This is a genomic window from Thalassospira sp. MCCC 1A03138, assembly GCF_002115785.1.
In the GTDB taxonomy this organism is placed as follows: Bacteria; Pseudomonadota; Alphaproteobacteria; order Rhodospirillales; family Thalassospiraceae; genus Thalassospira.
On sequence record NZ_JFJY01000001.1, the window covers coordinates 428981 to 442294 of the forward strand.

Below are 13314 nucleotides of genomic sequence, written 5' to 3' on the forward strand. Positions count from 1 at the left end.
AAGCTAAAAAGTTTTGAAACGCTGCCATACTGGCAGCGTTTTTTTTTCAGCCGATCACAATCATCCCCTACTTGAAATTGCAGGGGCATTTTTTGCCGGGTCCAATAGCGCATGGCGCAAATGGGATAATAATATTCCTAGCCAGATCATAGGCCGCTCCTTTCGGACAGAGTCCCCGTCGCTTGACGCTTCACCAGACCCCAAAATAAATGAATAAAAACAAATAATTAGCTAGGCATTCAAAAACTGGCACACGTCCTGCATAGATGATGGAAACTTTTGTACAAAGACCTCGAAAGTAAGAATTCACGAGCAGGCCGGATCCAGAAAGAATCTGCGTGCTCACCCGAACCGCCTGATAGCTCAGGCATCGCGAATGGTCACCGACCGTTCAAACAGACCCGATAATGGGATATGTATTGATCCAGTTTAGGGGGCACTCATGGCTCTTAACGTAATCTCGAACTACGCAGCCAATGTTGCGCACCGCAACTTGGTCGACTCAGATAACTCGGCAACAAATTCCCTGGCAAAGCTCTCTTCCGGCAAGCGCGTCATGAACGCCCGCGACGATGCCGCCTCTATGGCCATCGGTTCGCGCCTGAATGCAGAAGTTGCAGCTTTGAAAGTTGCAACCACCAACGCCACTCAGGCGGGCGCACTCCTGCAAGTCATGGATGGTGCTGTCACAACGATCGACTCGATTCTTGTACGCATGAAACAACTTGCAGTGCAGGCCGCATCTGAAAACTTGGGCGCGGCCGAACGCGGTTTCATCAATGGTGAAGCAACACAGCTTGTCGCCGAAATCGAACGTATCGCACAAGATACTGAATTTAATGGCGTGAAGGTCCTTAACGGTTCTGTGGCATCGCTGGGCTTCAAAGTTGGTACCGGCGCCGTTGCGGCAGAAGACGACCTGACCTTTACGCTTGTAAACGTGGTTTCCGGTGCTGCTGGCCTTAACATTGCAGCTCTTGATCTTACCACTAAAGCAAACGCCGACACAGGTATTGGTCTGGTTGATACAGCGATCAACTCCTTGCAGACCGCGCGTGCGTCAATTGGCGTCAACCAGAACCGCCTCGAATTTGCCGCACAAAACCTTCGGACGATCACTGAAAATAGCGAAAACGCCCGATCTGTCCTTGTCGACCTGGACGTTGCCGCTGAAATGGCCGCCTTCTCGTCGAAACAGGTCCTGATGCAGTCGGGTATCGCGATGCTTGGTCAGGCGAATCAGATGCCTCAGAATCTTCTGCGCCTGCTGCAAGGTTAACGCACCTCAAACCAAACCTATACGAGAAAAACCCCGAGAGAAATCTTCGGGGCTTTTTCTATTTTCATGAATTTTCACAGCATAAACAATTATTTACTTTACGTCCTACGTGGAACCACTTACACGCAAAAAATCTTCTAAATGCAGGTTAATACACGCAGAAGAAGCAGAGATACTAGGAAGGTATCTCAAAAAATTCGGCATTCCGCTGAACACTCAACAATCCACGTAGGAGCAATGACCATGGGTCTTGGTGTTATTTCCAACTACGCCGCAAACGTCGCTCACCGCAACCTTGTTGCATCTGACGCTTCGGCAACAAATTCCCTTGCAAAACTGTCGTCCGGTAAACGCGTAATGAATGCGCGTGATGATGCTGCCTCTATGGCCATCGGCGCACGTTTGAACGCGGAAGTCGGCGCATTGAAAACCGCCACCACCAACGCAAGTCAGGCAGGCGCCCTGCTTCAGGTGATGGATGGTGGTATGAATACCATCAACGATATTCTTGTACGCATGAAACAGCTTTCCGTTCAGGCTGGCTCTGACAACCTCGGTGCAACTGAACGCGGTTACATCAACAACGAGGCGACCGCACTCGCCGCCGAGATCAATCGTATTGCCACCGATACAGAGTTCAATGGCGTAAAAGTTTTAAACTCGGCAACAGATCTTGATTTCAAAATCGGCAGTGGCGCTGTTGCAGCAGAAGATGACCTGACCTTCACAACGTCTGACAATACACTTGCAACCCTTACAGGCGGTGGCGCAACAGCAATGGACTCAAAGGCTAATGCTGATATTGCCAGTGCGTCTATTGATACTGCTATTAACGCCCTTCAAACAAACCGCGCGGCGGTTGGCGTGAACCAGAATCGTCTAGAATTCGCAGCACAGAACCTGCGTACGATTTCTGAAAACAGCGAAAATGCTCGATCAGTCCTTGTTGACCTTGACGTTGCATCTGAAATGGCAGCTTTCTCATCAAAGCAGGTTTTGATGCAGTCGGGCATCGCGATGCTTGGCCAAGCGAACCAAATGCCACAAAACCTTATGCGTCTACTGCAGTAATTGCATTCCAATTTCGCAAAAAGGCTGGCACTTTTTGCCAGCTTTTTTTTTAAATCATTGAAATAGCACCTTAAAACCATCTCGAAACCCTGAGCTTCCATATATAAAAAAAAATCAATCAACACGCATTTTGCACTAGACACCCGTATAGAAATACAGTACTAAAGTGATTGTAAGTTGTCTGATGTTAGACCTTACAGATCCGTAGGCAGCACCAAGATGGCGCGCTACGGGATTGGCAAGAAGCCGATTTATATTAATCCAAGTAGGAGTAAAGACCATGGGTCTTGGTGTTGTTTCCAACTATGCCGCAAACGTCGCTCACCGTAACCTTGTTGCGTCTGACGCATCGGCAACCAATTCTCTTTCCAAACTGTCATCCGGTAAACGCGTGATGAATGCGCGTGACGATGCTGCCTCCATGGCGATCGGCGCACGTTTGAACGCGGAAGTCGGCGCCTTGAAAGTTGCCACCACCAACGCCAGCCAGGCAGGTGCCCTGCTGCAGGTTATGGATGGCGGCATGAACACCATCAATGACATCCTCGTTCGCATGAAACAGCTTGCCGTGCAGGCAGGCTCGGAAAACCTGGGTGCCACTGAGCGTGGCTATATCAACAACGAAGCAACGGCCCTCGGGAACGAGATCAACCGTATTGCCGCCGACACTGAATTCAACGGTGTGAAAGTCCTCAACTCTGCAACCGCCCTTGCCTTCAAAATTGGTAGCGGTGCAACTGCAGCCGAGGATGACCTCTCCTTCACGACTTCTGACAACACTCTTGCGACTCTCACTGGCGGTGGCGCCACTGCAATGGGCACGAAGGCTGCTGCAGATATCGCAAGCGCCTCGATTGATACCGCAATCAACACCCTGCAGACCAACCGTGCAGCCGTTGGTGTGAACCAGAACCGTCTGGAGTTCGCGGCACAGAACCTGCGTACCATTTCTGAAAACAGCGAAAACGCCCGGTCAGTCCTGATCGACCTTGACGTTGCGTCTGAAATGGCTTCTTTCTCATCAAAACAGGTCCTGATGCAGTCGGGTATCGCGATGCTTGGTCAGGCGAACCAGATGCCGCAGAACCTTCTGCGTCTGCTGCAGTAATCAAAAACAGCTTCAGCAAAAGGCTGGCCATCTTGGCCAGCCTTTTTTTATTTATGTAACCTGCCCCAAAAAAGCAGATCAGATTCGCACCGATTTTCGTCAATTGATGCACAGCCAAGCCATCACTCAGACAAGCTCGCCATAGCCGGCAAAAGGCTTTTCAACATTTTTTTCTAGACTCCCGTATAAAAAAATCCTATCTTTTGATTATGTAAGGTCGAATGAATTCAAACCTTACGATCTGCACGCAATTCAGGACGAAATGCGCGGCAGGATTGGCAAGAAGCCGATTTATATTAATCCAAGTAGGAGTGAAGACCATGGGTCTTGGTGTTATTTCCAACTATGCCGCAAACGTTGCTCACCGCAACCTTGTTGCGTCTGACGCTTCGGCAACAAATTCCCTTGCAAAACTGTCGTCCGGTAAACGCGTAATGAATGCGCGTGATGATGCTGCCTCTATGGCCATCGGTGCACGTTTGAACGCGGAGGTCGGCGCACTTAAAGTTGCTACCACCAACGCCAGCCAGGCGGGCGCGCTCCTGCAGGTGATGGACGGTGGTATGAACACCATCAACGACATCCTCGTTCGCATGAAACAGCTTGCCGTTCAGGCTGGTTCGGACAACCTGGGTGCCACTGAGCGCGGTTATATCGACAACGAAGCAACAGCCCTTGCAAACGAGATTGAACGTATTGCTGATGACACCGAATTCAACGGTGTGAAAGTTTTGAACTCGGCAACCGCCCTCAACTTCAAAATTGGTAGCGGCGCAACTGCAGCTGAAGATGATCTGACCTTCACAACCTCTGATGTGACGGCAACGACTCTTGGTATTGATGCAGCGACGATTGACCTGACGACGAAGGCCAATGCCGACACCGCCAGCGGCCTGATCGATACCGCAATCAACACCCTGCAAACTGCACGTGCAGGCGTTGGTGTGAACCAGAACCGCTTGGAGTTCGCAGCACAGAACTTGCGCACCATTTCTGAAAACAGCGAAAACGCCCGGTCAGTCCTGATCGACCTTGACGTTGCATCTGAAATGGCTTCTTTCTCATCAAAACAGGTCCTGATGCAGTCGGGTATCGCGATGCTGGGTCAAGCAAACCAGATGCCGCAGAACCTTCTGCGTCTGCTGCAGTAATCAAAAACAGCTTTCGGCAAAAGGCTGGCCATCTTGGCCAGCCTTTTTTTATTTATCTAACCCGCTCCTTTTCACCTCAAAATCGGATCAGATCCTCACCGATTTTTGTTAATTGATGAGCCCCCAGAACACCAAGCAGCGTGAACGCGCGATAACTGTTAAAAAAGACGCTTCGGCATTTTTTTTACTAGACTCCTGTATAAATATCCCCTATTTTATCACCGTGAGGTTTAATAAATAAAACTTCGCGCATCTGCGGACATCTCAGGATGAGATGCCCTGCAGGATTGGCAAGAAGCCGATTTACATTAGTCCAAGTAGGAGTAAAGACCATGGGTCTTGGTGTTATTTCCAACTATGCCGCAAACGTCGCGCACCGTAACCTTGTTGCGTCTGACGCATCGGCAACAAATTCCCTTGCAAAACTGTCGTCCGGTAAACGCGTGATGAATGCGCGTGACGATGCTGCCTCCATGGCCATCGGCGCACGTTTGAATGCGGAAGTCGGCAGCCTCAAGGTGGCCACCACTAACGCCAGCCAGGCAGGCGCGCTCCTGCAGGTTATGGATGGCGGCATGAGCACGATCAACGACATTCTCGTGCGCGTAAAACAGCTTGCCGTTCAGGCGGGCTCTGAAAACCTCGGCACCACCGAACGTGGCTATATCAACAATGAAGCACAGTCGCTGCTTGGCGAGGTCACTCGTATCGCAAACGACACCGAATTCAACGGTGTCAATGTTCTGAATGATGCAACCGTTACACTCAACTTCAAGGTCGGTACGGGCGCAACTGCCGCTGAGGACGATCTGGCATTTACACTGGTCAACGTCACAACAGCTGCGGCTGGTCTTAACCTTGCAGCGGTTGACCTTAGCGGTGCCGACGCGACGAACGCAAACACGGCGATCCCCCTGATCGATGCGGCGATTAACGCACTTCAGACTGCACGCGCAAGTGTTGGTGTGAACCAGAACCGTTTGGAATTCGCAGCTCAGAACCTGCGGACTGTCTCGGAAAACAGTGAGAACGCCCGCTCGGTCCTGATCGACCTTGACGTCGCTTCTGAGATGGCAGCTTTCTCGTCAAAACAGGTCCTGATGCAGTCGGGTATCGCGATGCTTGGTCAGGCGAACCAGATGCCGCAGAACCTTCTGCGTCTGCTGCAGTAACCGGTTGATTATTCTCACGGGGGTAGGCAAACTCCCCCCGTGATATCAACTGGTTAAGATGCCGCGCAGGTATTGGAGCCCGGAAAATGGACGCCGTTAAATTACAGAGTTCGACGCAGCAGGTTGGAGGCCCGGTAGTTGCTTCGTCTTTGCGCAATGTGCAGAACACGTCTTCTGCAAGCGCATCTATTACCGGATCCGCAGCCAGTCTAAATCACGGCAATGATGTAAGCGGTTTTACTCAAGCGCTTAGTCAGGAAATTGCACGAAATGTTTCTTCCGAGCTAGGTATAGACAATCTGGATGTCCAGTTGAGCTACAGCGAAGATACAGGGCGCGTCATTGCAGTCGTACGCGACGCAGGTGGAGAAGTCTTGCGTCAGATTCCATCTGAAAGCATGCAGACATTGATCGCCAGATTGCGCGATTCTTTAGGCCCACTGATCGACGTCGAAGTGTAGGCAACATTTTCCGACTGTTTAATGGCACACAGATTGCTTCGTTCGAGGAACATTCTGTAATGCCCATGTCTCGCAAAAATCTTGATTTGCCGGGACAAGCACACATTCCGAATTCCGGAGTAAGGTTATGAGCGGTATTAATCTCGACAACATCTACGTCGGAGCAAACGGCAGGGTTCAACTGTCTGGCGGCAGCTCGAACATCGACTTTGTCAATATCGTTGACAAGATGATTGAAGCGCGCCGGATTCCCGCCAAGAATCTGGAAGACAAGATAGATGTTAATAAAAATGCTCTGACCTCTCTTAATACAATAAAGTCGCTGACGACCGAGCTCAAGAACGCGCTTTCCACCCTCTATGGTGCGATGAGCTTCGACAATTCCAAGGATGCGTTTGAAGCCAAAGGTGTCTATCTAACATCATCCAGCAGTTCGGGAACCGCAACTCCGGCGGCCCAACTTGTTGGCGTAACGGCATCAAATGCGACACCGGAAGGGATTTACGAGCTGGAGGTTCAGTCCGTAGCTCAGCGTCAGAAATTCTCGACAGCAACACAGAATATCACCACGTCGGCCGACCTGACAGCAGTGACCGGAACGGGTACCTTCACTTTGGGAACAGCCAAAGGCTCGACAACGATTTCGGTCGAAGCTGGCGACTCGATGATTGATATCCGCGACAAGGTGAATGCCGCCTCCGGAACGACGGGAATTCGTGCAAGTGTCGTCAAAGTCAGCGACACGCAAAGCACCCTTGTTTTTTCGTCTGTTGATGAAGGTACAGCAAATGCTGTCACCACATTTGAAGATACGACGGGTTCTGTTTTGTCTTCTCTCGGCGTTTTTGACGGCGGAATTTCTGATCCAGAGAATCCTTTACAACTTGCGCATCAGTCACAAGTGGCATCAGATGCGACTCTGGTAGTTGATGGTGTGACGATCACGCGTTCCAGCAACGATATCAACGACATCATTACCGGCGCCAGTATCAATTTGTATGATGCTGAACCCGGAACAACAGTGCGGATTGAAGTTGAGCGTGACCTGAACGCGGCCAAAACAGCTATTTTGGATGTCGTCGAGGCATATAACGCCTTGCAAACCTTCATCAACGAACAGACCTATGTCGATCCGGTAACGGGCGAAGCTGGTGAAGATGCTTATCTGGTTGGTAATCCAACCGTTCGAAGCATTCAGCAGCAGTTGAAAACGATGGTGTCGTCGCAAGCTGAAGGTGTTACCAATCGCGGTCCGGATGAAGAAGATTATTCGCTTTTGGCCGACATCGGCATATCAACAGTGTCCCCTCTGCAAACGGATCCCTATCTGAAGGGCACGCTTGAACTTGATGAAACCAAGCTCAATCAGGCTCTCCTCTCGGAACCACAAGAAGTCATCGAACTGTTTGGGTTAAAAACGACAACTGATAACCCTAACGTGACGGTTACTGGCTTCAGCGGAAAAGTGCAGGCTGGCACGTACGCGTTCAATATCACATCCACCGCAGGCGCCATCACCGGATCAGATGTAGACGGCGTAGCAGGATCGACAGAAACACTCGGCTCGAACAGCGTTTCGGCGACTGACGCAACCAATGCAAATGGGCTGGTATTGTTGTATAATGGTCCCGATGACGCGACGATTACGGCTAATGTTACAGTCTCCGTCGGTGTTGGAGCTCAGCTTTTCTTCGGCCTAGAGAAGCTTCTTGACGAGAGTGATGGTATCCTTTCACAAGAAATTGACAAGCTCCAGACTCAGAATGGGTCGTATAGTGAAAAAGTGACCAAGATTGATGACCGGTTGGCTATCCAGAAGGACAGTCTTCTTACCCAGTTTATCAAAATGGAAGAAGCTCTCGCGCAGATGAAAACGATCCAGCAGTCTTTGACCGAAATGATGGCTGCCTCGCAGAAAGACCAATAAGTACCCGTTTTTATCAGTAGCTATTCTGTCTGATTAAACATGGTGGAAATCAATAGGAGTATGACATGAACGGGAATGCGGCCCTGGCTTATAAAGCTCAGCAGGTGAATAGCGCCAACCCGGCGCAGATCGTTTTCATGTTGTATGAAAAAGCGATTATCCACTTGCGTGACGTGATTGCCAAAGGCGAATCAAAAGATGTAATGGGCCGGTGTGAATCCAACTGTCTGGCGCAGGAAATCATCTTTCAGCTGATGGACGCGTTGGACCATGAAGCCGCGCCGGACTTTGCAGCCAGAATGGACAAGCTGTACCGATTCTGCATCAATCATCTGGTCTCAATTGATATTGTGGGCAAAACACAGCCTGCCCAGGATGTCATCGACCTGCTTATTCCCCTCCGGGAAAGCTGGAAACAGCTTGCAGAAAAAAGTTCCGAAGAACTTCGTATTGAGATGCGAAAAGCGCACACTTCTCAGCTTAATCAGGCTTTGGGGAATGCTGGTTTCTCCGGCAATGGTTATCAGCCTGCACCACAGCAGAATACTTCCTACAGCCAGGAACAGGAATCTGTTCCACCACGGACAGGTATTTCTGTGTCCATTTAATGCCCGCCTCTACGTGTATTCGTTGCGCAGTAACACACCGCTCTGTCTTGCAGGGCGGTGTTTTCGTATGCACACCTTGAAAAAAGACAGGCAATTTTTGCCCTTTGGGCAAGACATGCATCATTGAAAGCCTCACCTCAAACCAACCTCTCTATTAAATCAGTGATTTTCTAGTGACTTAACCACATTGGCGAAATTGGCCCGCCTTTTGCTCTAATCATTGCACTGTCTTTAAAGGGACCTCTGTCATGATTAGTTCTGAAATCAATTTTCGCACCACTGCCGTAGCAAGCGCCGCAGCCCCAAGACTGGCTGGCGAGAGCAATATGGCGTTCGGGCAAGTGATGGATGCGATGAAGGCTAGCGATCGCAACGACCGGCCGCTGAGTGATACGAGACATCCCCAACACGAGGTAAAATTTGCCGGGCAGTCGGTAAAAGACAAAACAGATGTGCCCCGCGACGAGAAAAAAGACGTCCCCCCGCGCGAGGACGTAAAGCAAAAAGACTCAGCTCAACGTGATGAAGAGCCGGATCAGCAGGAAACTGTTAAAGCTGAAGATACCGAAGGTACCGAAGTAGAGCAGAAGTCCTCATCCGAAGCTAATTCTGGAGACGAGACGGGCAATCCCACCCAGAAAGAAGTTGCAACCGAAGATAACACGGATCCAAAGGCAACTAGCGGTGTCGAGACAACAATAATTACGGTTTTGGCCGAGATGGTCCACCCCACCCAAAATGTTGGAGAAGGATCGAATTTGGTTCAGTCCCCGGAGACCACCACGTCTGAGTTGATGGGGTCTACCGCGTTATCCAATGCGCCGAGCATGTCAACCGGCAAGTCGGCAAGTGACGCTGCGATCATGTCACAAAGCGCAATGGCGGCTAACGTAACCGGTGCAGAGACCAAAAAATCCCCTCTAGATGGGAAAAATGATTTCCTGGCAAGCCTCCTTGACGATATGTCCGGTGATGGTGTCGCCAAATCAGCCAAACAGGGTGATACGACTTCCACTAGCAACAACAATTCAAATGCAAGCAGCGGCAATAATGCAGCAAGCAGCACGACAAGCACGGCCACTGCAAATTCTGCCGTAAACAGCACTGCATCACAACAGATGGCAGCTGCTACAGCCATCCCACAGCAGACAACGCCGCAAAACGGCCAAGTCGCAGCCCCCGCGAAAACGGTAAACACTTCGTCCGTTGAAGGAAGCGCGTCGCCGACAGCAAACAATGCAGGCAGCGTTTCATCGAACAGCGTGAACAGCAATTTGCAAAGCGGACACGCTGCGGCAAACGCGCGACAAACCCCAGCCCAGCAAGTGCAGCAACAGGTTGCCGTGCATATTCGAAACGCCGCGAATGATGGCGTTGAAAAGATTTCGGTTCAGCTTCGCCCAGAACATCTCGGGCGTGTTGATGTGAAGCTTGAAATTTCCCATGACGGCAGGGTGCAGGGTGTTATTCAAGCAGACACCCGTGAAACGTTGGATCTTCTGAGACAAGATGCGCGTTCATTGCAGCAAGCGCTGAAAGACGCTGGCCTGAATGCAGACAGTCAAAGTTTCACCTTTGAACATCGTAATGAAGGTGGCAATGGTCGGGACAACCAAGGTCAGCAACGGGTTGGAAGCAATTCTGCATCAAGCCCTAATGACGGCGATATTTTAAGCGGAGCCGAGCTCGCAGAACATGTCGCCATTGGCTATGGGATCAATCCCAATGGCCTTGTCGATATTCGAATTTAGCGAAATAGGGGAATGAAGTTATGACTGTATCCTCCCTATCAAACATTGGCCTTTCTCAAGCCGACAAGAACGCTACTTCCAGCGCATCGTCGCAGCAACTTGCAGCCAATCTGGATACGTTTTTGACGCTTCTGACGACGCAGCTGAAAAACCAGGATCCAACCTCTCCTATGGAGACGGACAAATTTACGGATCAGCTTAGCCAGTTTGCACAGGTCGAGCAAGGCATTCAGACCAACCAAAATCTGGAAGATCTGCTTTCAATGCAGGAACAGCAGCGCCAACTGTCCGCTCTATCTTATGTCGGAGCCCGGATTGAAGCTGTTGGTGATACGAGTTGGCTGGAAAAAGACGGCAGCATCGATTTCAAATACAACGTTTCGCCAGCTGACGTTCCGCAAGTGGAGCTTCAGATTGTTAATCAGGATGGAGATACCGTTTATTCCAAAACTGTATCCGACAAATCCGGCCTTCAAGATTTCAGTTGGGATGGGAAAAGCAATAGCGGCGTCGCCCAGCCAGAAGGTGCCTATACCCTTGTGGTCAAACCCAAGGATGGCAGCGGGAATACGTATGCTGATAAGTCCGGCAAACCAGCAGAAGTCTATATCGGAATTTCAGGAATCGTCGAAAGTGTCGATATTGCCGATGACGGCATTTACCTGCGTATCGGTGGAGTGTCTGTTCCGTTTGAGACACTGACCAACGTCAAGCTTGGCGCAAATGAAACTCCGACAAACGAAACTCCAACCGATGATGAAGAGCAGGACCAAGCGGCCTGACGCTCAGACACGGTATTGTAATTAACAGCCTGTAAGTGCAGGAGAAAGAAAATGAGCCTTTTCGGTGCAATGATTTCCGGCGTTTCCGGTTTGAACGCTCAGAGCCAGAATCTTGGTGTGATTTCCGATAACATCTCCAACATGAATACGATCGGCTATAAAAGGACTCTCGGCCGGTTCTCGACACTTGTAACGGAATCCGCCACTCCGACCCGTTACACTCCTGGTGGTGTGCGCTTTCATCCAACAGCGATGATCAGCAAACAGGGTTTGCTGCAATCCTCTTCCTCGGCAACGTCTGCGGCGATCTCGGGCGATGGTTTCTTTGTCGTACGCGACACAGCAACGCCAAATGCGAATGACGAAGTATTCTTTACCCGTGCGGGCGACTTCAGACCTGATGATGACGGTTATCTGAAAAATACAGCCGGCTTCTTTGTACAGGGCTGGGCGACTGACCGAGACGGAAACCTTCTTGATCAACTAGGCAATACAACGTCCTCGAACAGCGCGGCCGTAGGTGACCTTCAGGTTATTGACGTAAACCGTATCCTGCGTGCCTCTGCTGATACCCGTAACATCAGCATTGGCGGTAACCTTGACGCCGACGAAACACCATTTGCCGGGGGTACTGATACCTCGACAACCCTGGGTATCAATGGGACCACAGCACTTGCTGGACAAGCGGGCATCGCCGCTGGTGACAGCTTTGACATTACGGTTAATGGTAACACGACGACAATTACGATTACTGGTACAGATACCCTGAACGATATCGCAGCAAAAATCAGCGCGATACCGGGAGTGAATGCATCGGCGACGTCGACAGGTACTGACGACACATTGACGATCACAGGCCCAGGTGATCAAGACGTTACTGTGACAAACAATAACAACACACCGCTGACTGCTCTTGGTTTTGCAGGGCCATTCCCGGCGACACTGGCCGCAACCTACACACCGGGTAGCATTGCCGCAGGGACTATCGACGAAAACACCACCATGCCGATCACTGTTTATGACTCTCTGGGGTCTGCGCATACCGTTAACCTGCGCTTCCTCAAAGTATCACAGAACCGCTGGGCATTTGAACTTACAGGCCAAACAACGGCAGGAAACCTTGATCCATCGGCACACCCGAATGGTCTTATTCAGTCCGGGTACCTGAATTTCGACGGTGACGGCGTGATTTCCTCATTTACCGATTCCACTGGTGCTAGTTTGGTCAATCAGCCACTCAGCATCACCTATACCAATGGCTCCAACGCATCGGAAATAACCCTTGATCTAGGCAATCCTGGGATCGGTAACGGCATTACCCAGAAGGGTGGTGGTGTTGATGCAAACGGCAACCTGGTTTCCTATTCGACGGACTTTATCAATCAGGATGGTGCAGGTGCAGGTAGCCAAGTTGGCTATGGCTTCTCCAGCGACGGCTTCCTTGAAGTTCAGTTTGCCAACGGTGTTAAACGTCCGATGTTCAAGCTGGCCATCGCAACGTTTGAAGCGCCCGACGAACTCGGTGCTGAAAGTGGCAACGTATACCGTCAGACGCGTGATTCCGGTGACTATGTTCTGCGCGAACCAGGCATCGACGGTGCCGGTAAAGTGGTTGCTTCCGCACTTGAGGGTTCCAACGTAGACCTTGCTGAAGAATTCACCAATATGATCGTCACCCAGCGCGCCTATTCCGCGAACACCAAGACGATCACCACGACCGACGAAATGCTCGACGAACTGATCCGCGTCAAACGGTAATTGATGCCGAAAAAGGGTAATTTTATACTCTTTGGAACTGCTGCATGTGATAGAGACTCGCCCGGCTTCAAAGCCGGGCTTCTTTTTGGCGCTCAAACTACCTATATATCTTTATGCATATTGGTCTCTAGAAAGATACAAGCGATTCAAATCGCTGGCGAATTTTGAACACATTACTGGGCAATAATTGCCGGTCGTTAACCTGTTCTTCAATATGCGCTTCTATTCGTTGATGATACCGGTAGC

At 50.5% G+C, this 13314-nt stretch carries 11 protein-coding genes; all 11 read left to right on the forward strand.

Features of this window, described 5'->3' with window-relative positions; translation table 11 throughout:
• Positions 1-442: 442 nt before the first annotated feature.
• The 11 genes from TH468_RS02075 (at position 443) to TH468_RS02125 (ending at position 13068) form a co-directional block, all read left to right on the forward strand.
• The gene (locus TH468_RS02075; protein WP_040059521.1) at positions 443-1279 is read left to right on the forward strand and encodes a flagellin; all 837 of its coding nucleotides are present in this window, start codon (positions 443-445) and stop codon (positions 1277-1279) included.
• A 243-nt stretch (positions 1280-1522) separates the two neighbouring features.
• On the forward strand, positions 1523-2350 hold the full coding sequence (locus TH468_RS02080; RefSeq protein ID WP_085642440.1) for a flagellin: 828 nt from the start codon (positions 1523-1525) through the stop codon (positions 2348-2350).
• A gap of 280 nt (positions 2351-2630) precedes the next feature.
• Positions 2631-3458 carry a flagellin gene (locus TH468_RS02085; RefSeq protein ID WP_085641997.1) on the forward strand — a complete coding sequence of 276 codons (828 nt, stop codon included), beginning with the start codon at positions 2631-2633 and terminating at the stop codon, positions 3456-3458.
• 320 nt (positions 3459-3778) lie between these two features.
• The gene (locus tag TH468_RS02090) at positions 3779-4609 is read left to right on the forward strand and encodes a flagellin (protein ID WP_085641998.1); all 831 of its coding nucleotides are present in this window, start codon (positions 3779-3781) and stop codon (positions 4607-4609) included.
• A 332-nt stretch (positions 4610-4941) separates the two neighbouring features.
• Positions 4942-5781, forward strand: a complete 840-nt coding sequence (locus TH468_RS02095) for a flagellin (RefSeq protein WP_062959895.1) — start codon at positions 4942-4944, stop codon at positions 5779-5781.
• 86 nt (positions 5782-5867) lie between these two features.
• Positions 5868-6242: a flagellar protein FlaG gene (locus TH468_RS02100; RefSeq protein WP_085641999.1), complete on the forward strand. Its 375-nt coding sequence runs from the start codon at positions 5868-5870 to the stop codon at positions 6240-6242.
• 127 nt (positions 6243-6369) lie between these two features.
• Positions 6370-8169, forward strand: coding sequence for a flagellar filament capping protein FliD (fliD, locus tag TH468_RS02105; RefSeq protein ID WP_085642000.1), 1800 nt, complete (start codon positions 6370-6372; stop codon positions 8167-8169).
• A gap of 65 nt (positions 8170-8234) precedes the next feature.
• A complete protein-coding gene (locus TH468_RS02110) occupies positions 8235-8777 on the forward strand; it encodes a flagellar protein FliS (protein ID WP_085642001.1) in 543 nt (180 codons plus the stop codon).
• Between the two features lie 248 nt (positions 8778-9025).
• Positions 9026-10528: a flagellar hook-length control protein FliK gene (locus TH468_RS02115; RefSeq protein ID WP_085642002.1), complete on the forward strand. Its 1503-nt coding sequence runs from the start codon at positions 9026-9028 to the stop codon at positions 10526-10528.
• Between the two features lie 20 nt (positions 10529-10548).
• Positions 10549-11310, forward strand: coding sequence for a flagellar hook capping FlgD N-terminal domain-containing protein (locus TH468_RS02120; protein WP_062959890.1), 762 nt, complete (start codon positions 10549-10551; stop codon positions 11308-11310).
• Positions 11311-11361: 51 nt separating this feature from the next.
• The gene (locus TH468_RS02125; RefSeq protein WP_085642003.1) at positions 11362-13068 is read left to right on the forward strand and encodes a flagellar hook protein FlgE; all 1707 of its coding nucleotides are present in this window, start codon (positions 11362-11364) and stop codon (positions 13066-13068) included.
• Positions 13069-13314 lie beyond the last annotated feature (246 nt).